The sequence below is a fragment of the Fenollaria massiliensis genome (assembly GCF_023347705.1).
Taxonomy (GTDB): domain Bacteria; phylum Bacillota; class Clostridia; order Tissierellales; family Peptoniphilaceae; genus Fenollaria; species Fenollaria massiliensis.
The window spans coordinates 1,252,578-1,276,143 of record NZ_CP096649.1; the positions used below are offsets into that span (position 1 = coordinate 1,252,578).

Here is a 23,566-nt window from a genome sequence, read left to right on the forward strand (position 1 = left end):
TCTCTTATGTCAAGATATATTCATCTATTATAAATAAATCTAATAGTTTAGCTTATTTTCATTGAATAAATTGTTATATTTTCATCAGACACTATTGCGATAAAGTCACCACTCATATAAATATTTCTGATGTCTTCTTGCATATCCTTCATATAGTACTTGCCCTTAAATGGAATATAAATTTCTCTTTCTGAGTAAACGATGTAGTCATTATTATACTTAAGTAGGCTTCTTACATTTTGATTAAATGTGTGTTCTTCCAAAACTTCTGCCTTATTATTAAGCGTCATAAGCTTGTCATCACAAAGAAGATAAACTTTTCCTTCATCTATGGCAATGTCTTTAAGAGTGTTATACTCTTTTTTAAAAACTATGGATGACTCTTGCATATAGTAAAGTCCCTTGTTTGTTGCGACTATCTTCATATCTTTAAGATTACCGATAAAGGCAATGACTTCGTCGTTAAATTTATAATAAAGTTTATTCTCGCCTTTTCTGTTAATTTCTTTGTACAAAGATGCTTTGATATCGCTCGAATACGGGTCAAATGACGCTATCTGCATAGTTTTAAAATCTTTATCAACATTGTATGTCAAGATTGGATTCAATGCCTTATATCTAAAGCGTTCAGTGAACTCATCGTCATAAGTACGAAGCGTTTCATTGAAATTATCGCTTAGCCAAGCTGTGAATCTGCCGTCCTTTTCATCGATAAAAGAAATAGCTTCATCAAAATTAAAGCTTTTCACATCTTTTAGGTCATCATAGCTCAAAATATTGACAACACCATTAGGAGCATCAGTTGAATAGATGTACTTGTCCTTAAAAAGTACGTTTGCAGTTTTCGCCTCAAAGTCTCTTCTCATCACGTCTTCGTCGCTTAGTCCTGTCATAACAAGTGTACCATCTTTATGATAATAAATATGACCATTTCTGAAACAAACTCTCATGTCAGAGGTTAAATTTCTTGAATAAACTTTATCAAGACTAAGTGTCTTCTCGCGATTGAAATTGAGCTTCATCATTAGATCCACAATTTTTTGAGGAAAAGCAAATGTCGCCGCAAGCACTAAAATTAAAACTATGGCAATGCTTATGAGTATTCTTTTGTAAATATTCATTTCCTTAAACATTTTAATAATAATCCACTTCTCCCATCTTGCCGTATGAAGCTAAATCATAAGGCGCAAAAATACCTCTATCTGTAACAACTGCTGAAACAAGTTCAGGAGGAGTCACATCGAAGGCTGGATAATATCCCTTAACGCCCTTCATTACATGGCTCTTGCCCATAAAGGATGTCGCTTCATGAGGATCTCTTTTTTCTATACTTATATCGTCAATCGATTTACCTAAATCAGGTATGCCTGTTACAAAATATGGTATACCCATGTATTTTGCGCAAATTGCTAGCTGCAAAGTGCCAACTTTATTCACAACGTAGCCTTCTTTTGTAATGCTATCGGCTGCCGAAGTAAATAAACTTATATTTTTTTCTTTCATCGTCCACGCGCCCATATTGTCAGTAATGACTGTAACGTCCTCACCTTGACTTCTTAGTACCGAAGCTGTTAGTCTAGCTCCTTGTAAGAATGGTCTTGTCTCTGGGCAATAAACTTTTATCTTTTTACCAAGCTCTTTTGCTCTAAGCATCATGTAGCCGACTATGGTCTCGCCAAAGCATTGCGTCATGATGGCGCCTTCGTCTGGCATTAGCTTTGCTAAATTTTTTGCCACCTCGTTTATGGCTGAGTATCTTCTCTCTAATGACTCAAGTGCTCCTTTAAATATTTCTTCGTAAGGAACTAAACCTTTTTCAATCGCATCCTTGGCAATATCATAGGCCCTTTCAGTTACTTGCATCATTCTAAATGATGTTGTTTCTCTAGCATTGGCAAGAGCAAGCTTTGCTTCGTTCATGTGCTTAATAAATTTACCTTCAGTAAAATCTTTTGCTTCATAAGCAGCAAGTACCATGCCCATAAAAGCGGCAGTATATGGTCCAGCGCTTTGAGTAACCATATTTTTGATAGCGTCTCTCACTTCTTTGTAATTAGAGCAAATTTCGTAGCGCGTTTCAATTGGATATATTCTTCTATCAAGTATTTTGACCTTGCCATCTTCAAACCAAGCAACGTTCTCATACTTAAGCATGAAACCAAGGTCTTTGTCCATCCTATTATTTTTGTCCATAGGACTTCATCCTCTCAATGACTGCATCTATATCGCTTTTCTTTAATACATGAACATCGTCTTCAAAGCGTACTATATGATACATCTTTGCGATATATTCAATGGTTCTTGCATTAGAGTAAGCTTCTTTCAAATCACTACCAAGCGCTAAAACGCCGTGATTAGCAAGTAAACAGCCCTTTCTATCTTTAAGAGCTCTAAGAGCTTTCTCAGCTAAATCTTGTGTGCCAAAAACAGCATATTCAGCACATTTTATATCTTCTCCACCAAGATCAGCCATGATGTAGTGAAGTGCTTCAAGTGGCTTTCTAAGTGTGCTATAGCTAGTTGCATATATTGAATGCGTATGAACTATGCTCTTAATATCAGGTCTGTTTTTATAAACAAGTGCATGTAGAAAAGACTCTGTTGATGGTTTGTTCTTGCCCTCTAAAATATTTAAGTCCAAGTCCATGACCACGAGGTCATCAAAATTCATGTTGTCATAAGGTATGCCCGATGGTGTGATAACCATCGCTTTTTCTTCCGGGTCATATATACTTAAATTGCCAGCTGTGCCAACAGTTAGCTCATCTTTAATCATCTTTTTAGCATATTCTATAAGTAATTTCTTATCTTGTATAAACATCTAGTCACCTTCTATATTTTTAATATCTTCTTGATCATCGTCTGTGTATGATTCTTGTACATAGTTCCTGTCAATCTTACCTGTGTCTTTAACTTCATCAGCGAATGTCAATATAACTTTACCAAGGTTTTCGCCTTCCTTAAGCTCAACCTTTAGTGATTGCTTAAGAATGAATCTATCGATGACAACGCCTTTGCCTTGCTCAGTTATAATTATTGCGCCTATCTTTGGCATTTTATCAACTAATTCATTGTATTGATCAGCCTCATAATTTAAACAGCACATAAGTCTTCCGCATAGACCAGATAATTTACTTCCGTTAAGAGTCAAGTCTTGGTTTTTAGCAAGATTTATGCTTATAGGTGAGAACTCACCTAAAAAAGATGAGCAGCATGTTTTTCTGCCGCACTTACCAACCGATGGTATGCATTTGGCTTCATCTCTAACGCCAACTTGTCTAAGCTCAATACGCATTCTAAATATTCTTGCTAAGTCCTTAACTAGCTCTCTGAAGTCAACTCTGCCCTCAGCTGTAAAGAAAAATATAACTTTATTCAAATCAAGAGTGAAGTCAATATCTAGTAAATTCATTCCAAGACCATACTCTTCGTTCTTTTGAATAAATATTTCTCTTGCCTCTGCCTTTCTTATGTCGTTGTCCCTCTTTTGAGCGATGTCCTCTTCAGTCGCCTTTCTTATGATTGGCTTAAGAGGTATGCCAAAGTCATCAAGGTTTATCTCCTTATTAGCGACGACAACATCGCCTAGCTCAAGTCCTCTAACTGTCTCGACTACGACCTTGTCATCAGTAGTAAATTCTTGCCCCATCGGGTCAAAGTAAAAAATTTTTCCTATAGGCTTAAATCTTACGCCTATTATTTTTTTATTCATATAATCACCTATCAAATTTTTCTATCATATTTAAAACTAAAGTCTCTAGGTGCAGCCTGAAATTACCGCTGTTACCTAAGTATCTCTTAGTCTCTTCTATCATGTCAATGCTGCCAACCAAGTCATATAGTGCAAGCCCTCTAAGACTTTTAATCTCGTCTTTATAATCAAGATTAACAATCCTATCGTCACTCGAAGCTATATCCTTGATAAAAATTTCAAAGTATGTAAGTATTTTTTCAATATTTTCTTTATTTTCTTCAAAAAAATCAATTTCTTTAACGCTCTCATAACGCTTTTTCTTTAATATTTTAATGGCTGCATCTATGCTCATCTTTCTAAGCGTCATCTCTTTTTCATCTTCTATAAAAGATTTAAGCGCGCTTATATCGCCCATGGATATGGATGCGTAAAGCTCTTTATTGTCTAGCTTTGGATAATTTTCATTGATATAATCCATAAGCTCATTTTTATTAAGAGGCATAACTCTAATCACTTTGCTTCTTGAGATGATGGTATCAAGTATCATGTTAAGGCTCTTAGTAACTAAGATGACTACAACATAACTTGGCGCCTCTTCAAGTGTTTTTAAAAGGACGTTTTGACTCTCAATTTGAATATCTTCTGCTCCTAAGAGCATATAAACTTTTCGGTCTAGCTCAAAAGGTCTTATATAAACGTCTTTTGCTATGGACTGAGCATCCTCTTTCTTGATTTTTTCGCCCTTGCCAAACAAGGCAAAATCTGCCTTTTTCTCTGGGATTTTAGAATTAAGAAGAAGCCCTGCAAATTCCATCGCAAGGCTTTCTAGATAATCACTGTCTTTGCCTTCAAAAATATAGGATGATACAATTTTTTTATTATTGATATCGTTATAAAGTATTTTTTTTACTTCATCATTTCCAAATATTTTCTCAAACACAAATTTTCTCCTAAACTCTTAAAAATTCGTCTACGTTTAATACAAATAGTGTTGCTCCACCAACTTTTACTTCAAGTGGATAAGGCACAAAAGTATCTCCAGGCATAGTAACTGTAAGTAAAGATGTAGTTATCTCTCTTGTCTTGCAGTTATGATCAACAAGTTCCTTAACTTCATTTACTTTATCGTCTTCAACACCAATAAGTAATGTAGTGTTACCAGATTTTAAGAATCCACCTGTTGAAGAAAGTTTTGTCACTCTATACTTTTTTTCTGTAAGAGCATCCATTAGTGCATTTACGTCTTGATCTTGAACAATTGCTACAATTAGTTTCATACTAACACTCCTTCATTAATTTTTTTACTTCATCTAAGGCTTCGTGAGCAAGGCTCTCTTTGTCCTTAGTACCATCCAATTTGATTAGCTTCATGTGATTTTCTTCATAAAGCTTTAAGTAGGCTAGGTGAACCTTTTCTTGGAAGTCCTCTCCCAAAGACTCTATCCTATCTAGTTCGCCAAGCTTTTTAAGTCTTTCATAAGATTTTTTTGCATCCAAATCCATAAGTATAGTTAGGTCGGGCCTAAAGCCTTCTAAGAAAAAATCATTTATCTTCATGACCTCATCAGTGCCAAGTCCTCTCACTATGCCTTGATAAGCAAGTGATGACAATAAAAATCTATCTAGTATGACAGAAGTGCCTTTACATACATTTGGCTTAATCACTTTGTCATATAGTTCAGATCTTGATGCTGCGAATAAAAGTGCCTCTGTATGATAATCCATATCCTTATTAGCCTTGTCAGCTAAGATATCTCTTATCTTCTCGCCAATATTAGTCGAGCCAGGCTCTCGCGCATTTATATAATCAAGGCCCATCTCATCGAAGTAGCCTGTGATTGCGTTTATAACAGTGCTCTTGCCGGTTCCGTCTTGTCCTTCAAGAGCTATTACTAGTCCTTTCATTAGTCAACTACAACCAATGAGTCTTGGTCTTCGCCAAGTAAGCCAACAATATTTAAGTCTGATTCCTTAAGGAATTGTATGTGATCAAGTATCTCTTCAGTAATCTCTTCGCCAGGAACAAGTAGAGGTACTCCAGGTGGATAAGGGATTATTGGTGATGTTACTATCTCTCCAAGTGAATCCTTTAAGCTAATTATCTTCTTTGATGAGTAATATGCATCCGCTGGTCTAATAATAATCTTTGGATCAGGCATATTAACTCTTATATGCTTAACCTCTTCATAAGAAAGATTCTTTGAAAGGTCTCTAATTGCTTCAAGAAGCTTTTCATAGTCTTCGTCTTCGTTCATAAGCGTTGCAAATATTAGAGCGTAGTAATAATCACTCATTTCAAGTCTAATATTGTGTCTTTCATAAAGCTCTTTTCTAAGTCTTGAGCCCTTAACGCCTTCAAGCTTGAATAATATTTTAGTATTGTCCTTTGATTTTATAGTTTTATCAAAGTCATCGCCTTCAAAAACTTCAACCCTGTCAATCTTTTTAAGCTCTTCAATAAATTCTAGACACTTAGTTACATTGTGATGAAGTTTTTCTCTGCCTTCACCGTCCATGTATGCACAAGCTGTTTCGTTTGATAGTGTAAATAGATACGATGGTGAAGTTGTTGTATATAGCTGGAATCTATCTCTAAGTTTATTTGTATCAATTCTTTCAGAACCAACATGTATCATAGATGTTTGTGTAAAACCAGTAAGTGTTTTATGAGTTGAGTGTATAACTATGTCCGCGCCACATTCAAGAGCTGACTTAGGTAGTCTGTCATCAAATTTCATGTGAGGTCCGTGAGCCTCGTCAACCATAAGTATCTTGCCATAGTTATGACAAATTTCAGCTATCCTTTCAAGGTCTGAAGCGATTCCGTAGTAATTAGTGTGAGTTACTACAACAGCCTTTACCTCAGGATTGTCAAGGATTAAGTCTTCTATCTCATCTGGGTCAACACCAGTTAGAACATGATAGTCATCGTTATACTTTGGATATACATAAACAGGATTTAATCTATTTAGTATCAAAGCGTTATATACTGATTTATGGCAGTTTCTTTGAACAATGATGGTATCACCTGGCTTAGTTATAGTTGAGATAGCAATGTATATGCTACCAGTAGAACCATTAACAGCGTAGTAAGTGCTCATAGCACCAAATACTTTAGCAGCTTCCTTCTCACTCTCAAGTATAACTCCTCTTGGCTCAAGCAAATTGTCCATGCCATAAGTTTCTGTCGTGTCAATAGCTGGGATGTAATCGCCCCAGTTAAATAGTGTGTTCTTTCCCTTATGTCCAGGCATGTGGAAAGAAACCGAATTTTCGTCTTTTAATTTTGATAATGCTTCAAAAACAGGTCTTTTCATTAAAAACTCCTTTACACTCTATATATTTCAGTTTTTTTACGAATGGTTCTGTACCATGTGTATATCATAATTAATATCAATATTAAGCTAAGCACATAAAGAATGTTCTTTACTCTAGCTAATTTTAAAATATTTGCAAGGCTATAGAATAATCCCGCTAAAAAGAATAAAAGCGATGCCCTTTGTATATTTACATTTCTTCTTCTGACAGCATTTTTAAAAACGCTTAAGAAAATTAATATATTAAGTATTAGAGCGATTATGGTTCTAAATACTTCCATAAATCTGCTGATTCTATCTTGGAACCAGCCATTTTGCGGAAGTAAAGTTAATATCATAAGTATCGCACTTAATAAGTAAATTATGTTTGATACATCTGGCATCCTTCTCTTTTTTAGTGTTCTTGCAGCTAGATAATAAAATATTATCAAAAGTATTGGTATCATAAGTGAACTTATAAACAAAGAGATATTTGTAAGCCTTATAATCTTCTCATCATCTGATAAAAATAAAGCATAAGTCCTGATACCTAAGAAAAGGGTGACAAAGACCACATAAGCCTTGGTAAATATGCTTTGCAGCTTAAAATCTTTGTCAGCATAATTATACTTATTTATAAAATTGTCCATAACAAATATTATTACTATATACAAAAATGTAAATATTGGTTCTAATATTTTTTGTAGCATTAAATCACCTCATATCAAGTGAGTTTTAATCACAAATTGGTAGCGGTTTTTCATTAAATAATAAGCCTTTTGAAGCTCTTCTTCATTCTCAAATAGACTAAAGACGCTCGATCCTGAGCCGCTCATCATGGTTTTGAAGCCGCCCAAAGCACTCATTTCATCAAAAAGCTTCTTAACAGCTATGTATTTAGCAAAAACAAAGTCTTGCATATTGTTTTTAAACCTTTTAAAATCATCTTTTTTTATAAGATCTTCAATAGCTTCACTGCTTAAGTAATCTCCACCAAAGGACATACCTTCGTAAACATCTTTCGAGCTAATGTTTATGCCAGGATTAACTAAAAGCACCTTATATTTTTTAAGTCCTTCTACTTCTTTAATTTTTTCGCCTCTACCTGTGCAAATGGCAGCCGACTTAGCAGTAAAAAAATTACAGTCGCTACCAAGCTTTAAAAGAATATCAAAATATTCTTCTTTTGTCAAGGATAAATCATAAAGCTCATCAAGCGCCCTAACTGTTTCATAAGCGTTTGAACTGCCACCAGCAAGGCCAGCGCCCATAGGTATATTCTTCTTAAGCTCTATACTTAGTCCTTTTATATCTCTAAGCTCTTTTACTAAATCATAAGCTTTCTTCATGATATTATCTTTTATATCAATATTACTATTAATAATAAAATCTTCTGCCTTAGCAAAAATTATCTCATCATAAAGATTAATTTTAGACATAAGAGTGATGATGTCATGAAAGCCATCGTCCCTTTTGGATATGACTTCAAGATGCAAATTAATTTTCGCATAAGATTTTGTTTTTAACATGACCTTACATACTCCTCCACTCTTACATTCATTATAACACATTTTAAATTCAATGTATAGTTTTATTTTTATTTAAAATATTGCTCATGATATTGACGCGAAATTAATCTTATAAAAAATATTTTAAGCGTCATAATAATTATAAAAATATATTTATAAAAATTTAATCATAATCCATAAAAAGGCAAAAAAAGTCCTCACATCGCTGTGAGGATATTTTTTAGATTATTTTTACTACTACTGTCGATGTTAGTACATCTGAATAAGTATACGATATAACCTGATCGTTATTTTGTCCATCTTCTAGAGTAACTGTGAATAGATTTGGATATGCTGAAGTAATTACCCCCTGTGCCTCGACAAAGGTATTTCGGCCAACATTTGTCGTTAGATGCACTTTTTTACCTAAAATACTCTCAACACTTCTTCTAATTCTCTTAATCTCGTTCATAAGATGAATCCCACCCTTCATATACTTCATAGATTTTATCTACATCTATATATAGTATAGCATACTTAATAAATTTTGTCAATCATTTATATATATTTATTTTATAATTGTACTAAAGTAATTACAGTAATTAGTTTTTGTTCATGCTCGTAAACTTGATTTTAACGTCCATTTCCTTGCCATTTCTATTAATCTTAAGAGTGGCTTCGTCACCAAGATTGTAGCCGAACATTATTGACTTAAGTGTATTAACATCTGTAACTTCTTTGTCATCTACCTTTAGTAGTATGTCGCCTGCCATGATGCCAGCTTTGTCAGCTGCAGTTCCGCTTGCAACGCTTAAGACGATAACGCCCTTATTTGTGTTTAATTTAACTCTTAGAGCTGCTTCATAATCTTTTGCATTATAGATAGAAACGCCTAGTTGAGCTGTTTGTGCCTTGCCTGTCTTTAAGATTGAATTCAAAACGCCTTTAATCATATTGATAGGTATACTAAAGCCAAGGCCTTCTGCGTTAGTAAGCTTAACTGTGTTTATGCCTATGACTTCGCCTTTTGAGTTTAGTAACGGTCCACCAGAGTTTCCTGGGTTGATGGATGCATCTGTTTGAATTAGATTATTTATAACTTGATTTTCTACTTTTATAGTTCTATCCTTACCAGAGATAACACCAGAAGTAACTGTTCTGTTAAAATCAAGACCTAGTGGGTTACCTATGGCGATGGCGATTTGACCGATTTGTACTTTGTCTGAGTCACCAAGTTCAGCAACTGGAAGATTCTTTGCATTTATCTTGATTATGGCAAGATCCATGTCCTTATCCATCCAAACTATCTTTGCCTTATGTGTTGAACCATCATCAAGTAAAACGTTTATCTTGCCGCCTTTACTTTGCTTTTTATTATCTTTATTTTTGCTATTGTAATCATAAGCGTTGTCATTGTCACTGTCATTGTTATTATTTTCTTCGTCATCATCATCTTCATCTACATCTTCATCGTCAACTTTTCTTTGCTTATCGCCCTTTGATCCGCCGCCAAAAGGAAATTCATTTCCAAATGGAAAATCATCAAAAGCGTTATTTTTTTCTTGAACTTCTGAGTTAACAACGTGAGCGTTTGTGATGATATAGCCATCTGAGTTAACTATAACGCCTGAGCCAGTGCCCTTTCCTAAAGCTTGTCTACCAAAAAAGTCTCTCGAAATCACTTGAGTAGTTATACCTACAACAGATGGTATAGCCTTCTTAGTCGCTGCTTCAACTATTTCAGTCGGTTGATCAATTGTAATCTTTTGTGTATCATTCTTCGCTTCGCTGTGCATATAGTTATATACATCATTTGCCTTGTTAAACATGTAAGCTCCACCAAAGCCTGTTAGCGTACCAAAGAAAATCGCAAATATAATTGACCATATAAGAACACCTGCTCCATAACGCTTCTTTTCTTTTTTATTTACCTCGTTATAAGAAAATTTTGCTCTGCTTGCTTGAGGTCTATCATATTGATTTGCCCTTCTATAAGTTTTTCTTTCATAAGTAAAATCATCATCAGATGAAAAATCATTGTCATTATTATTATCATTGCTATTGCTATTGTCATTGTCATTGCAATTGTCATTGCAATTATCATTATTTTCAATAATTTCTTCATCGTCAATAATTTCATTGCCAAATTCATCAAATTTCATAATTTATTCCTCCTTTTGTTTTTCTGTCTTTATTATAAACGTCTTTTGTGATAGAATGGTGATAAGGATGTGAAAATTTTAAAAGAGGTGATTAAATGAAATTTATTTCGTGGAATGTTAATGGTATAAGAGCCGTCCTTAAGAAAAACTTTAATGAGTTTTTGGATGACACTATGGCTGATATATACGCATTTCAAGAGACTAAAATATCAGAAGGAATACTTATGATGGAGCGTGAAGGCTATCACGAGTATTGGAACTACGCTGAAAAGAAAGGTTATTCAGGAACCATGATACTTACTAAGACTGAGCCAAAAAATGTGACTTACGGTCTTGGCATAGCTGAGCATGATACTGAAGGAAGAGTTATTACTCTTGAATACGATGATTTTTTCTTTGTTAATGTTTATACGCCAAACGCACAAAATGAGTTAAAAAGAATAAAATACAGACAAGAGTGGGAAGATGCTTTTAGAGAATATCTTAACAGACTAAGAAAAACTAAGGGCGTTGTTGTTTGCGGCGACTTAAACGTGGCTCACAACGAGATTGACCTTAAGAATCCAAAAGAAAATAGAGGCAAGGCAGGTTTTTCTGATGAAGAGAGAGAAAAATTTAATTTGCTACTTGATTCAGGTTTTATCGATACATTTAGATATTTCTACCCTGATCTTGAAGATAAATACTCATGGTGGTCATACAGAACAAGAGCAAGATCGAGAAACGCTGGCTGGAGAATTGATTACTTCTTAGTATCAAAAGAGCTTGAAAGCAATATCAAAGACGCAGCAATACTCGATGATGTCATGGGTTCAGACCATTGTCCAGTCTCACTTGATATAGAATTTTAGCCTCGATTTGACAAAAGTGATTTAATTTTGTTATAATAGCATATATTAAAAAAATGAAAGGAGAAGACTATGAGAAAATTAATTAATTTTATTTTATTCTTATTAATAGTATCAAGTCTTTCTTTCGCTAAAGATGCTAAAAATCACGTATATGAGATTGATAACAATGGAGTAATTAAGACATATAAAACTTCATGCACTACAGTTAAAGAGCTTTTAGATGATCTAAAGATTAAAATTAATGATGATGACATCGTCATACCGTCTTTAGATACAGAGCTTAAGAGTGAAGGAAAGATTAGTATAATAAAGGTAGAGATTAAAGTCGTTGAAAAAGAAGTAGATGCACCTTTTAAAACTATTAAGAAGAAAAACAAAGAACTAAACCATAATCAAAGCAAGATTTTAGTTCAAGGAGTAAACGGCAAGAACAAAGTCAAATGCAAAGAGTATTATGCAGGTGACAAACTTATTAAAGAAGAAATAATTCACGTTGAGACAATAATCAAGCCTATCGACCAAGTTTTTGAAGAAGGCACAAAAGATGTTCTCACTAACGATAGAGGTGACTTTGTCGCAAGAAAATCTTTTAAAATGGTAGCAACCGCTTATGAAGCTGGCTTCCAATCAACTGGCAAGAGGCCTGGTGACAAAGGCTATGGCATAACTGCTTCAGGCGCAAGAGCTAAAAGAGGCACGGTTGCTGTTGATCCGCGTGTAATACCTCTAGGCACTAAGCTATATATCAAGAGCTTAACACCAGGTATTCCTGATTATGGCTTTGCAATCGCTCAAGATACTGGCGGCGCTATCAAGGGCATGAGAGTTGACCTTTTCATGGATACAGTTTGGGAGTGTATGCAATTTGGTAGAAGACCAGTAATGGTGTATATATTAAAATGATAAAAAAACTAATTAAGCTATTAATAAAAATATTTTTAGCTTTGGCAATAGTTTTGGAGCTCTTAGTTATTTTTAATAACAGCAAGAGGCCTACTACTTCGCCTGAGTACATCATAGTACCAGGAGCAAGATGCAAGAACAATGAGCCGATGCTCGCACTTAAGTATAGGCTTGACGCAGCGTATGAGTACTATACTATAAATGGAGGCGCAAAGATAATCACTACAGGCGCTGAGAGTCAGGGCGAAACCATAAGCGAGGCGATGATAGCAAAAAACTATCTTGTATCACTTGGAGTGAATGAAAGTGACGTCATCACCGAAGAGAACTCGAAAAATACTATAGAAAATCTTGAGTTTGCAAGCGACATAGCCGGCAAAGATAAAAATTATTTAATCGTGTCAAACGGCTTTCACATGTTTAGGCTCGATTTAATAAGTAAATACATCGGCATCAAGCACGAGCTGTACTCAGCCAAAACACCACAAGATATACTAGTCAAAAACTATTTACAAGAAGTCGCATCGATATTTTATTTAGCGTTTAAAATAGTGACAGGAAAAGTTTAATAAGATTATATTAGGCAGAACGATTTGGTTCTGCCTTTTTCATGCAAAAAATGGATAAGAAAGTAGATCCTATCCATTTATAAATCTCAAATATTATTACTAGTCAAAAATATTTAATTTATATAGCAATGCTCTTTGTAAAATACTTTTCGTCAATGTATTTATGGTCGATAGTAATAATTGTTTTTGATGATAAATATTTCATAGTGTCATCAAATATCTCATAGAATAGCGTCTCGTCAAGTCCTGTGCTTATCTCATCAAAGATATATAGCTCGCAGTCCTTGTATAAGGCCCTTGCTAGTAATACTCGCGTCTTCTCGCCGCCAGATAGAGTGCTACTATCAAAACCAATATTATTTAAGCCATATTTTTCAATAACTTCCTCTAATCTACACATCTTAATAATCTTATCGAGCTTATCCTCGTCCACTTTTGTCTTAAATGTGATGTTATCTATAATTGACATATTAAACAATTTATTCTCTTGAAAAACTGCTGATAAGGATATCATTTGATTTTCTTTACCATAAACATAAACATGACCAGAAGTCGGCTTGTACATATTAGTAATTAGCTTTGCAATTGTCGACTTGCCAGAGCCAGTTCTGCCATTTATTTTTAATTTATCATTTTTATTTATAATTAAATTAAAATTATTTAGAATCTGATTATCTCCATATTTTAGTGAAACGTCCTTAAATTGAATTTCGTTAAAGTCTTCGATTAAATCAATATTTTCTCTATCTATGCTGTTGAAAGTCTCATCTATTCTCTTAACTGAGTTTTTAAAAGCGGATATTTCTTTTTGATTTTCTATGATATTAAATATTGGATCAGTGATCATCGATGCATATAATATGATGGCGATTAGCGCTCCGACAGAGAGACTGCCTTGGCTAACACGCATGCCTCCAATAAAAATTAGAGTTGCCATAATCAGATTAAACAATAAACTTACAAGTGCTTGAGAAACATTTTTAATATTTACAATTTTTTTGTCAAGCTTAGTTAATTCATGATTCTCTTCGTGAAACTCACTTGTAAAAACTTTCTCTTTATTAAATAGTTTTATATCTCTAGCTCCAACAATAATGTCAAAAAATTTATTAATTACGTTAAGTCTTTGAATTTGGCTCTTTTCAGATGCCATCTCTGAACTCCGTAAAATCTTTTGAATCACCACTGTCGATATGGCAGATATTATAATCATCGCAAATAGCATTATATAGTCATAATTTATAATTATGATGGAACCAATTATAAAGCTTGATATTGAAAAGCCTAGGTCAAATATTAGCGGTATAAGTTTATCGTCAAGGGCTTTTAAATCGTCGATAATAACATTAAAGACGTTACTGCGTCCAGCTTGCTCTAATTGTTCAATCTTTGTACTAAGAATACTTTCAACAATCTCATCTTTTATATCTCTATTCAAATTCAATTCAAATTTCGATCCAAAGTTTACAAGAGCTATTTTAAACATATTGACTAAAATATAAACAAGCGAATAAAGTATTATGTATTTAATAAATTCGCTCTGATTTCCCAATGTTAAATAATCTATAACTTTTTGAATAAAAACCATAGGAAATATGCTCAAACTACCTACGATTATACCTGTAATAAATAGCAATAAAATTTTAGAAAAATTCTTTTTATATTTATCTCTTATCATAATTGCCTCCTATATATTTCATTAACTATTTTTTATCGAAATATATTCTTGCTTAGTATATACATCTAAAACTTTGCCTTCTTTTATCCGAATTATATAGTCAAAATAATCAATATTATCTGTACCAAGATCGTGCGATACTTCAATATAAATCTTACTATTATAATTGGAGATAATTTCATCACGAACAAGTTTTTTAGTATAAATATCAATAGCTGACAATCCTTCATCGACTAAAACAATATCTTTTTTAGCTAAAGCACAGGTCAAGATGTTCACTACCTGCTTTTCGCCACCGCTTAGTTCGTTACAATTACTTGAATTTACTAACCTATTTACAATAGTCTTAGGTAATTTGTTCAAATAAGAACAAATGTCTTTTTCATCGTATGCATTAAAATGTGTAACTTGTTCAAGAAAAGGTACTGAAAAAACATGTGAGTTTTGAGTGATATAAAAAACTTTCTCTGAAGCAAATTCAGATAAATTATTACTTATGCTTTCATTGTTTATATATATGTCCCCTCTATCGTGCTCAATCTGTCCAGCGATTGTCTTTAGTAGTGTTGACTTACCACTGCCGCTTTCACCTATTATTAGATATTTATTTCCTGATTTAAATTCAATATTTACAGGACCTAAATAAAAGTCATTTATTGCATATTCTAAATTTTCTAATTTCAAAGACGATATTTCATTATACTCAGGCAGTATGCAGCTATCTTCTTTTTCATTTTCCAAATATTCATTTCCAATGTCTTTTGCTTCTCTAACGATTTCCTTACAAGAGTTTATTGCATTTACATCGTTTAAAATATATTTAATAGGATAAATAAAGCTTTCAATATAGGCAAATGTTGCAACACCCGCGCCAATGGTAATTTCGCCTCTAATAAGTAAATAGCCTACCATTATAAATGCTGTAAGACTAACCAAATCCATAACAAAACCGTTAACAATATTTACAAAAGTTTTAAATTTACCAAATGCTAATTTTTGATCTTCTGTTTCAGATAATCTTTGATAATGATATTTCGTTATTCCATGTTTTGATGCTTCATCCAAGCCCATATGCCCCAAGTAGAAATCATTTAAAATGTCTGTATAATTACCAAAGCTATCTTGATAAAATTTTCTTTTTTTTGCTAATTTCTTGGCAGTTATTTTAGGAACTATTACACTTATAAGTGACGCTAAAATAATAGCAATGGCTATCCTATAGTCTACAAAAACAACTAAGGAAACTGTATATATAAGTAATTGAACAATAGATTTAATTATATCGACATATGTTGATAAATATTCATCTTCTATAATTTCAACATTATTATTTGTTATGGTTAAATACTCACCAACGCCTTTTTCTTTAAAGACGTAGTTAGGTCTTCCGAAAATTGACTTGAAAATAATGTCTTTCGTATACTTAACGAATTCCTTATCCCTCTTCCACTCATTTTATTGTGATATAAATTGAAATATAGCGCTACCTAATATTAACGCCAAGTATGTAAATCCCAAGTTTATTAATAAATTTTTAGTGTTATTACCTATACCGTTAAACAATTCTTTTTGAACATATGGTATTAACGCTATACACATAGTATATAATAGTGAAAAAATAAGTTCTATTATAGTTGATGTTTTTATTTTTTCCAAAATTTTGATTTTAAATTTCATAATTGCCTCCTATTATATATAATGTTTTGCTTATTAATTCTCATTAGAATAAATATATTATAACACATTTTTTTCAAAAACAATATTTACTTACTTTTTAAATTTATTAAACGTCACTTAGCTTTATTTGTGCAAATAAAAAACTCTTGAGCCACGACCCAAGAGTTTCTTCATATAATTAAATCTATTATCTTCTTCTTCCAAAAAACATATTAACTATCCAAATTAGTACAACTGCACCGACAACGCCAACGATTACGTCATTAACGAAGCCTCCCTTTGCCTCAAAGCGTGCGATTTTGGCAATCCATCTGCCGATGCCGCCGCCTATAAGTCCAGCTAATATATTTTTAATCCAGCCCATTTGTTTATCGACCTTCATTATTAATGAAGCAATCCAGCCAGATAGACCGCCAACTATAATTGAATACATAATATCTCCTCCTTACTTTATTCTTACCCAAAAAATGATAATTTATTTACAAAACGCTATATTTATGATAATATTTTCTTGAGGTGATTAAATGATTGACATAAGTAGAGCGAATAATTTAAGTAAAGAGGATAAATACAAGCTTGCGATCGAGATGATTAGGCGTCAATTTCAAGAGGAAACGAATTTTATAGCAAATCTTGCGAATACGGCTGCCATCATATATCACTTGATTGATGGCGTGTCATGGTCAGGCTTTTACCTATATGACGGAACTAATCTTGTGCTTGGTCCCTTCCAAGGCAAACCTGCTTGTAACAGGATAATGCCCCACAAAGGAGTTTGCGGCACTGCTTACTCAAACAAAAAGACTATTGTCGTCGATGATGTTAATAGCTTTGCTGGTCACATCGCTTGTGATGCTATGAGCAAAAGTGAAATTGTCGTTCCTATATATAATATGACTCGTGGCGTTGGCGTTTTGGACATCGACTCGTATGAATATAGCAATTTTGATGCTATTGACAAAGAGTATTTAGAAAAAATTGTTGATTATATTGTAAAGCATAGTGACACGTCACTTAGATAAAATTAATATTGAAATTTTTTATAAATAAGCGATTTTTTATAGAAATATTTTATACTTATTGATTATTCATAGAGTTTTTGTTACAATGGCTAATGGAGGGATAAACTAATGAAAAGAAAATTTTTAGTATTGTTATCAATTTTAATCATGGCTTCACTAGTAATAGTTGGCTGCGGTAAAAAAGATAACAACGAAGAAAAACCAGCTGAAGAAAACACTCAAACTGAAACAGCTGAAAACACAGAAGAAAATAAAGAAGAAGAAAATAAAGATGCTCAAAACTTTGAAGGCAAAACTTTAAATGTTGTTGCTACAAGTGATTCTTATGTACCTTTATTTGATAAGTTTACTGAGAAAACTGGCGCTAAGGTAGAATTCTTATCTATGTCAAGCGGTGAAGTTATTTCAAGAACTAAGGCTGAAGGCAAGCCAATGGCTGATCTTTGGTTCGGAGGCGGACTTGACGCTTTCATGGCAGCAAGAGATGACGGTCTTCTAGAAAATTACACTTCTGATGTAACTGCTACTGTTCCTGAAGAATACAAGGACAAAGACGGCGCTTACATCTCTAAGGGTATCACTGTTGTTGGCTTCATCGTTAACAACGCTATCCTTGAAGAAAAAGGCTTAGAAGCACCTAAGACTTGGAAAGATCTTGCTGATCCTAAGTATGAACACTTAGTTATCATGAGTAACCCAGCTATATCAGGTACTAACTATGCAGCTCTTAAGGGCTTACTAGACATCTACGGAGAAGAAGAAGGCTGGAAAGTATTTGAAGGCATCAACCATAACATTGACTTCTACTCAAAGAGAGGTAAAGACCCACAAGAAAAAACTGTTCAAGGAGAATTTGCCATCGGTATAATTCCTGCTGATAAAAAAGCATTTGACGCAGCTAAAGACAATAACTTAACAGTTATATATCCAGAAGATGGCGTTTGCTGGGTACCAGAAGGAGTTGCTATATTCAAAGGTAGCGAAAACGTTGACGTTGCAAAGGCTTTCATCGACTTCATGTTAAGTGAAGACGCTCAAAAGATGATCGCTGAAATCGACGGAAAAGACTCTAACCAACTTATCGTTCCTGGCATCCAAGGCTACGACCTAGGTTTACCAAAGGACAGACTAGTTAAGGAAGATCTATCAACATTCGGCTCAGACAGAGAAAGAATATTAGAAAAGTTTAACGAAATTTCAAAAGGTAAAACTGAAGACAAATAAGTTAAATAATACTATAGTGTGATAGTTTTTACTGTCACACTATTTTTTTACATATTAGGCATGGTCCTAAATTATTGATATAGAGGAGTTTTTTATGAAAAAGATTAAATCATCTAAGTTAATAGACATAGCACTAGCATCTGTGCTATCGGCACTAGTCGTGATCTTTATACTCATTCCATTCTTGGCAGTTTTTAAAGAGAGCTTTTTTGTAGATGGATCTTTTTCGTTTGAACACTATCAAAAAATTCTCTCAAACAAAAAACTTATCATAAATACATTTAAGATGGGCGCCTTGACTACCGTAGTCGCGACACTTTCCTCATCTTTCGTAGCTATATATTATTATCTATCGAAGAAAAAAATAAAAACGCTAATCATACTAATACTTTCAATCACGCTGATAAGTCCGCCCTTTGTCTCATCGCTTAGCTATATAACTCTTTTTGGCAGACGCGGGATAATCACTTACAAACTCTTGGGTCTAAACATGAACCCTTATGGCATGTGGGGCATAGTATTTATGCAGGCTCTATCGGATTTATCGCTAAACAGTCTTTTGCTCATAGGTTTTCTTCAAAGTCTTGATAAAAATATAATTAATTCGGCAAGAAGCTTGGGAGCTAGCACTAATGACATAATCATGGATATAATTGTTCCAGCGATGAAAAATGGTATCAAAGCTGTCATGATGCTTAGCTTTTTTAGAAGTGTAGCAGATTTCGGTACTCCAGCCATAATCGGCGGCAATTACGAAGTTTTAGCTCTTGAAAGTTATTTCGAGGTAATTGCCAATGGCAATCTTGGCAGAGCGGCTGCCATGAACGTGTTTATACTAGTTCCAACACTAATTATATTTTTATTTTCATCAAAGATAGTTAAATCTGGTACACTCGCAAGCGGCTCAGCAAGTAAAGAAGAGGTTCCTCTTAAAAGAAATGGTATTTTGTATTATATTATAAGTGCCTTTGCAATATTTTTTATTTTTTGGATAGTATCTTTATATGCGTCAATAATTTTAAACGCTTTTACTAAGATGCGTGTCGGCGAACTTGTATTTACTCTTGATAATTTTAAAGATACCAAGGTTTTTATAGGCGGAGTCGCACTTAGAAGTATTATTTATAGTATAATTTCAGCTATTGGCGGCACTTTTATAGGTCTTTTGATCGGCTATTATTTAATAATTAAAAGGTATAAATATATGAAGGTCATTGATACGATAGCAAATCTGCCATACATCATACCAGGAACATTTTTTGGTCTAGGTTATCTATTGTTCTTCAGGTCGCCTCCTATTGCAATAACTGGAACAGCGGCGATAGTTGTGCTTAATGTTTTATTTAAGCAGCTACCATTCTCTACAAGGGCATCGGGTGCAGCAATGCTTGACATTGACACGAATACGCTTAACTCGATTAGAGACTTGGGCGGCTCATCCATAAACGAAATTACTGACGGAGTTTTGCCTCTTTCAAAAAATTCTATAATGATTTCGATGATTAATGCATTCACAACGACGATGACAACTGTCGGAACAATAATTTTCCTTGTATATCCTGGCAAAAAACTGATGACGCTAGTTATGTTTGACGTTATTCAAAGCGGAAAATATGGCGTCGGCTCAGTTATTGCCTTCTACATCATACTAATTTGCCTTGCTTTTAACGTTAGTTTAAGGCTATTGATGAGCAGAAATTTTAGAGAAAATATTAAAAATAAATTTAAAAAAATATTTTTAAGAAAGGATGTGAAGTAAATGTTTTTAGAAGTGAATAATATTTCCAAAAAATATGATGACAAATACGCGATAAAGGACGTGAGCTTCTCTTTGGAGGAAGGCAAGTTCCTTTGTTTGCTTGGACCATCTGGCTCGGGTAAATCAACTATACTTCACTCAATTGGGGGCTTTATCAAGCACGATGGGGACATAGTTTTAGCTGGCAAGAGTATAAAAGACCTTTCACCTGAAGATAGAGACGTTTCGACCGTTTTTCAAAGCTTCGGCCTCTTCCCTCACATGAACGTTTTAAAAAATGTTATGTATGGACTTAAATTTAAGGAAAAAGATAAAACCAAAAAAGAAAAAGAAGCTGAAGCTAGAGAAGTTTTACGCGTCGTAGGCCTTTCTGGATACGAAAAAAGATACCCATCGGAGCTATCGGGCGGAGAAAAACAGCGTGTTGCTCTTGCAAGAAGCCTTGTAATTAGGCCAAAACTCTTACTTATGGACGAGCCACTAAGCTCTCTTGACGCAAAACTTCGCACTGAAATGCAATTTGAGATAAGACGAATACAAAGAGAGTTTAACATAACAACCATATTCGTAACTCATGACCAAAAAGAAGCCTTTGTTATGGCAGATGAGATTATCATCATTAATCATGGTGAGATAGCTTCCCAAGGCACTCCAAAAGATATTTACAATCATCCTAAAAACGAATTTACTCTTGATTTTATCGGCAATAAAAATATTATCAAGGGTAAATATGTAAGGCCTGAAAAAATTCGCCCTGATGCAAATGGCGAAGAATTTATTATTAAAGACATAACTTTTAATGGCGAGACAATTGAACTTGATATAGAAAATGATGAGCATAAGCTAGAGATGCTAATTTTAAACGACGACGTCGATTATAAACTTGGTGATAAAATTAAGGTTAAATATGAAATGGAGGACATAGATGAGAGTACTACACGTCTTGACACAGCTTCCTGCTAAAACTGGTAGTGGTGTTTACTTTGCAAATTTAATATCTGCCTTTAAGGCGGCTGGCACTCAAAACGCTGCCATATACGGCGCTGAAGAAAAGCACAGAGACTTAATCGATGTAGATGCGGATGTGATAGAAGAAGTTTTATATGACACAGATGAAGTGCCTTTCCACATCTGCGGTATGAGCGACATCATGCCATATAAGTCGACTGTATATAGCGAGATGAGTGAAGATATGATAGATACAATGCTTAATGCCTTTCGCAAGAGACTTATTAAGGTAAAAAATGAGTTCAAGCCAGACATAGTTATCTCTCACCACCTAATGTTTTTGACAGACCTAGTTCGTGAAATTTTTGATAATGTAAAAGTCGTTGGCATCAGTCACGGAACTGACATGAGACAAATTATACAGCACGAAAGATTTTTAAAGAGGCTTACTCATCTTAAGAGCCTTGATCAAGTTTTGACCGTAACACCAGCTGAGCACGAGCAAATCGAAGAAATACTTGGCATAGCTAAAGAAAAAATTCACTTAGTTGGCGGCGCTTATAACGACAAAGTCTTCTACCCTAATAAAAATCATAAAAATGATGGCAAGATAAGACTCATGTTCGCTGGCAAAATCGTTGAATCAAAAGGCGTTTTTGCCCTAGCAGCGACACTTCCATATTTAGAAAAAAATCATGACAATGTTGAGATGCACATCATAGGAAACGCATCAAAAGAAGATAAAGAAAAGATGATGATGGAGGCAAATTACTCCAAAAATTTATATATAAGAGACGCTGAAAATCAATTGCTTATGGCAAAAGATTTAAGACGCTCAGATATATTCATCTTGCCGTCATACTTTGAAGCCCTTGGTTTAGTTGCGATAGAGGCACTTGCCTGCCACAAATTAGTAGTCGCTTCAGAGATAGACGGACTAAGACAATTGCTTGGAGAAAAACTTGTAAATAGCGGAATAATCGAATTTACAAAGCTTCCTCGTATACGTGACGTTGATAAACCATATACAGAGGACATACATGCCTATGTCGAGAGACTTGCCGCAAATATAGAAAAACAAATAGCTAGACTAGATGATAATTTATTTACAGAAGAAATATCAAAAGATTTGCATGAATATTCATGGGCAAATTTAGGAAAAAGAATTCTTGGGATAATTAAATAATAATTAAATAGTTACTCACAGATAAAAACGCCTCATTATCGAGGCGTTAATTTTTTCTTATTTCAAAAAAACGCTAGTTTCTGAAATAAGAAATATATTTTCCATTCCTTATTTCAAATAATCAACATTTTCTGAAATAAGAATCATTTTTCTCTTCCTTATTTCAAATCAAAACAAAAAAACAGAGTACGAAAATCATACTCTGCTATATGTTTTAATAAAATTTCTTTATAAATTTTATATATAAATATTTTTCTTTTATATTTTTTGAAAAATTATTCTTCTAGTGCTTTTACTATGCCATCTAATTCATTCTCGATAAGTATATCTGCTTGACCAAGGTCTATGTACCTTGTGTTTTCTGGTTTTAGTGCTAGTGCCGCATAATCTTTCACGCCAAATTTCTCAGCTAGTGCCGCTGCTTTTGGCGCGCCAAAGATGTAATGCTTCTTTTGGCACTCGTCGCAGATGAAGTAAGCCATGTTCTCAACTAAGCCATATACCTTGATGTGCATTAAGCCAGCCATCTTAAAGGCTTTTTGTACTATCATATCAACAAGCTCTTGGCTTGATGTAACTATAACTAGTCCGTTTAATGGATACAATTGATATATACTTAGCTGTATATCTGATGTTCCTGGCGGCATATCAACTAATAGATAATCAAGTTCGCCCCAGTTAACGTTTTGGTAGAATTGTCTTAGAACGCCCATCAGCATAGGTCCTCTCCAAACGAGTGGATCTGTTTCGTGCTCCATAAGTAAGTTCATTGACACGACTTTTACTCCATTAGCCGCTTCAGCTGGCTCGATGTTTACGCCATCTTCAGAATAAATCATGCCATGAAGACCGTAAGATGCTGGTATCGACGGTCCTGTAAGATCCGCGTCAAGTATACCAACCTTGTAGCCTTTTTTTGCTAAAGCGTTCGCAAGTAGCGTTGTTACATAGCTTTTGCCAACTCCGCCCTTTGCGCTCACGACACCTATTACCTTATTTATCTTTGATTTATCATTCGCTTGTAATTTTTCAAACGCGCATTTATCTTTGCATGCCTTGCAATCACTATCACAGCTCATCTAATCCCTC

General features: G+C 34.1%; 25 protein-coding genes. 8 read left to right on the forward strand and 17 right to left on the reverse strand.

The genetic code is table 11. The annotated features are described in order from the left end of the window. Positions 1-47 precede the first annotated feature (47 nt). From M1R53_RS06180 to M1R53_RS06235, 12 genes are all read right to left on the reverse strand, one after another. Positions 48-1,133, reverse strand: coding sequence for a hypothetical protein (locus tag M1R53_RS06180; RefSeq protein ID WP_249242376.1), 1,086 nt, complete (start codon positions 1,131-1,133; stop codon positions 48-50). Between the two features lies 1 nt (position 1,134). Further along, on the reverse strand, positions 1,135-2,193 hold the full coding sequence (locus tag M1R53_RS06185; protein ID WP_249242377.1) for an S-methyl-5-thioribose-1-phosphate isomerase: 1,059 nt from the start codon (positions 2,191-2,193) through the stop codon (positions 1,135-1,137). Next, positions 2,180-2,821 carry a class II aldolase/adducin family protein gene (locus M1R53_RS06190; protein ID WP_249242378.1) on the reverse strand — a complete coding sequence of 214 codons (642 nt, stop codon included), beginning with the start codon at positions 2,819-2,821 and terminating at the stop codon, positions 2,180-2,182. Before M1R53_RS06190 ends, M1R53_RS06185 begins: the two co-directional genes overlap by 14 nt. Next, positions 2,822-3,712: a PSP1 domain-containing protein gene (locus tag M1R53_RS06195; protein WP_249242379.1), complete on the reverse strand. Its 891-nt coding sequence runs from the start codon at positions 3,710-3,712 to the stop codon at positions 2,822-2,824. A gap of 4 nt (positions 3,713-3,716) precedes the next feature. After that, a complete protein-coding gene (locus M1R53_RS06200; protein ID WP_249242380.1) occupies positions 3,717-4,634 on the reverse strand; it encodes a hypothetical protein in 918 nt (305 codons plus the stop codon). A 10-nt stretch (positions 4,635-4,644) separates the two neighbouring features. Next, on the reverse strand, positions 4,645-4,971 hold the full coding sequence (locus M1R53_RS06205) for a cyclic-di-AMP receptor (RefSeq protein WP_249242381.1): 327 nt from the start codon (positions 4,969-4,971) through the stop codon (positions 4,645-4,647). A gap of 1 nt (position 4,972) precedes the next feature. Beyond that, complete coding sequence (tmk, locus tag M1R53_RS06210) at positions 4,973-5,599, reverse strand: dTMP kinase (protein ID WP_249242382.1); 627 nt, start codon at positions 5,597-5,599, stop codon at positions 4,973-4,975. Beyond that, entirely contained in the window at positions 5,599-7,011 is a 1,413-nt protein-coding gene (locus M1R53_RS06215) for an aminotransferase class I/II-fold pyridoxal phosphate-dependent enzyme (protein WP_249242383.1), read from the reverse strand. Before M1R53_RS06215 ends, tmk begins: the two co-directional genes overlap by 1 nt. 11 nt (positions 7,012-7,022) lie before the next feature. Further along, entirely contained in the window at positions 7,023-7,700 is a 678-nt protein-coding gene (locus tag M1R53_RS06220; protein ID WP_249242384.1) for a hypothetical protein, read from the reverse strand. 9 nt (positions 7,701-7,709) lie between these two features. Next, positions 7,710-8,519: a 4-(cytidine 5'-diphospho)-2-C-methyl-D-erythritol kinase gene (ispE, locus tag M1R53_RS06225; RefSeq protein ID WP_249242385.1), complete on the reverse strand. Its 810-nt coding sequence runs from the start codon at positions 8,517-8,519 to the stop codon at positions 7,710-7,712. A gap of 220 nt (positions 8,520-8,739) precedes the next feature. Further along, the gene (locus tag M1R53_RS06230; protein ID WP_019214058.1) at positions 8,740-8,970 is read right to left on the reverse strand and encodes a Veg family protein; all 231 of its coding nucleotides are present in this window, start codon (positions 8,968-8,970) and stop codon (positions 8,740-8,742) included. A 130-nt stretch (positions 8,971-9,100) separates the two neighbouring features. Beyond that, positions 9,101-10,660 (reverse strand): S1C family serine protease, encoded by a 1,560-nt coding sequence (locus tag M1R53_RS06235; RefSeq protein ID WP_249242386.1) that lies wholly within the window; start codon positions 10,658-10,660, stop codon positions 9,101-9,103. A gap of 95 nt (positions 10,661-10,755) precedes the next feature. On the opposite strand from M1R53_RS06235, the gene M1R53_RS06240 reads away from it, so the two are divergent. The 3 genes from M1R53_RS06240 (at position 10,756) to M1R53_RS06250 (ending at position 12,983) form a co-directional block, all read left to right on the forward strand. Further along, positions 10,756-11,511, forward strand: a complete 756-nt coding sequence (locus tag M1R53_RS06240) for an exodeoxyribonuclease III (protein ID WP_249242387.1) — start codon at positions 10,756-10,758, stop codon at positions 11,509-11,511. A gap of 69 nt (positions 11,512-11,580) precedes the next feature. After that, positions 11,581-12,414 carry a 3D domain-containing protein gene (locus M1R53_RS06245; RefSeq protein ID WP_249242388.1) on the forward strand — a complete coding sequence of 278 codons (834 nt, stop codon included), beginning with the start codon at positions 11,581-11,583 and terminating at the stop codon, positions 12,412-12,414. Then, a complete protein-coding gene (locus M1R53_RS06250; RefSeq protein ID WP_249242389.1) occupies positions 12,411-12,983 on the forward strand; it encodes a YdcF family protein in 573 nt (190 codons plus the stop codon). Before M1R53_RS06245 ends, M1R53_RS06250 begins: the two co-directional genes overlap by 4 nt. A 118-nt stretch (positions 12,984-13,101) precedes the next feature. Here M1R53_RS06250 and M1R53_RS06255 read toward each other — a convergent pair whose 3' ends face one another. The 4 genes from M1R53_RS06255 to M1R53_RS06270 all read right to left on the reverse strand — a co-directional run bounded on the left by M1R53_RS06255 (position 13,102) and on the right by M1R53_RS06270 (position 16,771). After that, positions 13,102-14,661 (reverse strand): ABC transporter transmembrane domain-containing protein, encoded by a 1,560-nt coding sequence (locus tag M1R53_RS06255; protein WP_249242390.1) that lies wholly within the window; start codon positions 14,659-14,661, stop codon positions 13,102-13,104. A gap of 21 nt (positions 14,662-14,682) precedes the next feature. Further along, a complete protein-coding gene (locus M1R53_RS06260) occupies positions 14,683-16,071 on the reverse strand; it encodes an ATP-binding cassette domain-containing protein (protein ID WP_346428876.1) in 1,389 nt (462 codons plus the stop codon). A gap of 45 nt (positions 16,072-16,116) precedes the next feature. After that, complete coding sequence (locus M1R53_RS06265) at positions 16,117-16,338, reverse strand: hypothetical protein (RefSeq protein WP_249242391.1); 222 nt, start codon at positions 16,336-16,338, stop codon at positions 16,117-16,119. A 187-nt stretch (positions 16,339-16,525) separates the two neighbouring features. Then, positions 16,526-16,771 (reverse strand): GlsB/YeaQ/YmgE family stress response membrane protein, encoded by a 246-nt coding sequence (locus M1R53_RS06270; protein WP_249242392.1) that lies wholly within the window; start codon positions 16,769-16,771, stop codon positions 16,526-16,528. A gap of 91 nt (positions 16,772-16,862) precedes the next feature. Between M1R53_RS06270 and M1R53_RS06275 the strand changes: the two genes are divergently transcribed. The 5 genes from M1R53_RS06275 (at position 16,863) to M1R53_RS06295 (ending at position 22,477) form a co-directional block, all read left to right on the forward strand. After that, positions 16,863-17,360 (forward strand): GAF domain-containing protein, encoded by a 498-nt coding sequence (locus M1R53_RS06275; RefSeq protein WP_249242393.1) that lies wholly within the window; start codon positions 16,863-16,865, stop codon positions 17,358-17,360. A gap of 108 nt (positions 17,361-17,468) precedes the next feature. Then, a complete protein-coding gene (locus M1R53_RS06280; protein WP_249242394.1) occupies positions 17,469-18,584 on the forward strand; it encodes an ABC transporter substrate-binding protein in 1,116 nt (371 codons plus the stop codon). Positions 18,585-18,678: 94 nt separating this feature from the next. Beyond that, on the forward strand, positions 18,679-20,343 hold the full coding sequence (locus M1R53_RS06285; RefSeq protein WP_249242395.1) for an ABC transporter permease: 1,665 nt from the start codon (positions 18,679-18,681) through the stop codon (positions 20,341-20,343). Then, positions 20,344-21,306, forward strand: a complete 963-nt coding sequence (locus M1R53_RS06290) for an ABC transporter ATP-binding protein (RefSeq protein WP_249242396.1) — start codon at positions 20,344-20,346, stop codon at positions 21,304-21,306. Then, entirely contained in the window at positions 21,269-22,477 is a 1,209-nt protein-coding gene (locus M1R53_RS06295; RefSeq protein WP_249242397.1) for a glycosyltransferase family 4 protein, read from the forward strand. The genes M1R53_RS06290 and M1R53_RS06295 overlap by 38 nt, the downstream gene beginning before the upstream one ends. Positions 22,478-22,752: 275 nt before the next feature. Here M1R53_RS06295 and M1R53_RS06300 read toward each other — a convergent pair whose 3' ends face one another. Beyond that, the gene (locus tag M1R53_RS06300; protein ID WP_249242398.1) at positions 22,753-23,556 is read right to left on the reverse strand and encodes an Mrp/NBP35 family ATP-binding protein; all 804 of its coding nucleotides are present in this window, start codon (positions 23,554-23,556) and stop codon (positions 22,753-22,755) included. Positions 23,557-23,566: the final 10 nt, after the last annotated feature.

What these genes read in the sequence shown, in the direction of transcription:
- M1R53_RS06245 (WP_249242388.1), top strand. Translation starts at nt 11,581, where the DNA reads ATGAGAAAATTAATTAATTTTATTTTATTCTTATTAATAGTATCAAGT.
- M1R53_RS06230 (WP_019214058.1), bottom strand. Translation starts at nt 8,970, where the DNA reads ATGAACGAGATTAAGAGAATTAGAAGAAGTGTTGAGAGTATTTTAGGT.
- M1R53_RS06180 (WP_249242376.1), bottom strand. Translation starts at nt 1,133, where the DNA reads ATGTTTAAGGAAATGAATATTTACAAAAGAATACTCATAAGCATTGCC.
- M1R53_RS06195 (WP_249242379.1), bottom strand. Translation starts at nt 3,712, where the DNA reads ATGAATAAAAAAATAATAGGCGTAAGATTTAAGCCTATAGGAAAAATT.
- M1R53_RS06190 (WP_249242378.1), bottom strand. Translation starts at nt 2,821, where the DNA reads ATGTTTATACAAGATAAGAAATTACTTATAGAATATGCTAAAAAGATG.
- M1R53_RS06215 (WP_249242383.1), bottom strand. Translation starts at nt 7,011, where the DNA reads ATGAAAAGACCTGTTTTTGAAGCATTATCAAAATTAAAAGACGAAAAT.
- M1R53_RS06300 (WP_249242398.1), bottom strand. Translation starts at nt 23,556, where the DNA reads ATGAGCTGTGATAGTGATTGCAAGGCATGCAAAGATAAATGCGCGTTT.
- M1R53_RS06205 (WP_249242381.1), bottom strand. Translation starts at nt 4,971, where the DNA reads ATGAAACTAATTGTAGCAATTGTTCAAGATCAAGACGTAAATGCACTA.
- M1R53_RS06290 (WP_249242396.1), top strand. Translation starts at nt 20,344, where the DNA reads ATGTTTTTAGAAGTGAATAATATTTCCAAAAAATATGATGACAAATAC.
- M1R53_RS06250 (WP_249242389.1), top strand. Translation starts at nt 12,411, where the DNA reads ATGATAAAAAAACTAATTAAGCTATTAATAAAAATATTTTTAGCTTTG.
- M1R53_RS06295 (WP_249242397.1), top strand. Translation starts at nt 21,269, where the DNA reads ATGAGAGTACTACACGTCTTGACACAGCTTCCTGCTAAAACTGGTAGT.
- M1R53_RS06255 (WP_249242390.1), bottom strand. Translation starts at nt 14,661, where the DNA reads ATGATAAGAGATAAATATAAAAAGAATTTTTCTAAAATTTTATTGCTA.
- M1R53_RS06280 (WP_249242394.1), top strand. Translation starts at nt 17,469, where the DNA reads ATGAAAAGAAAATTTTTAGTATTGTTATCAATTTTAATCATGGCTTCA.
- ispE (WP_249242385.1), bottom strand. Translation starts at nt 8,519, where the DNA reads ATGTTAAAAACAAAATCTTATGCGAAAATTAATTTGCATCTTGAAGTC.
- M1R53_RS06220 (WP_249242384.1), bottom strand. Translation starts at nt 7,700, where the DNA reads ATGCTACAAAAAATATTAGAACCAATATTTACATTTTTGTATATAGTA.
- M1R53_RS06265 (WP_249242391.1), bottom strand. Translation starts at nt 16,338, where the DNA reads ATGAAATTTAAAATCAAAATTTTGGAAAAAATAAAAACATCAACTATA.
- M1R53_RS06235 (WP_249242386.1), bottom strand. Translation starts at nt 10,660, where the DNA reads ATGAAATTTGATGAATTTGGCAATGAAATTATTGACGATGAAGAAATT.
- M1R53_RS06270 (WP_249242392.1), bottom strand. Translation starts at nt 16,771, where the DNA reads ATGTATTCAATTATAGTTGGCGGTCTATCTGGCTGGATTGCTTCATTA.
- M1R53_RS06240 (WP_249242387.1), top strand. Translation starts at nt 10,756, where the DNA reads ATGAAATTTATTTCGTGGAATGTTAATGGTATAAGAGCCGTCCTTAAG.
- M1R53_RS06285 (WP_249242395.1), top strand. Translation starts at nt 18,679, where the DNA reads ATGAAAAAGATTAAATCATCTAAGTTAATAGACATAGCACTAGCATCT.
- M1R53_RS06185 (WP_249242377.1), bottom strand. Translation starts at nt 2,193, where the DNA reads ATGGACAAAAATAATAGGATGGACAAAGACCTTGGTTTCATGCTTAAG.
- M1R53_RS06275 (WP_249242393.1), top strand. Translation starts at nt 16,863, where the DNA reads ATGATTGACATAAGTAGAGCGAATAATTTAAGTAAAGAGGATAAATAC.
- tmk (WP_249242382.1), bottom strand. Translation starts at nt 5,599, where the DNA reads ATGAAAGGACTAGTAATAGCTCTTGAAGGACAAGACGGAACCGGCAAG.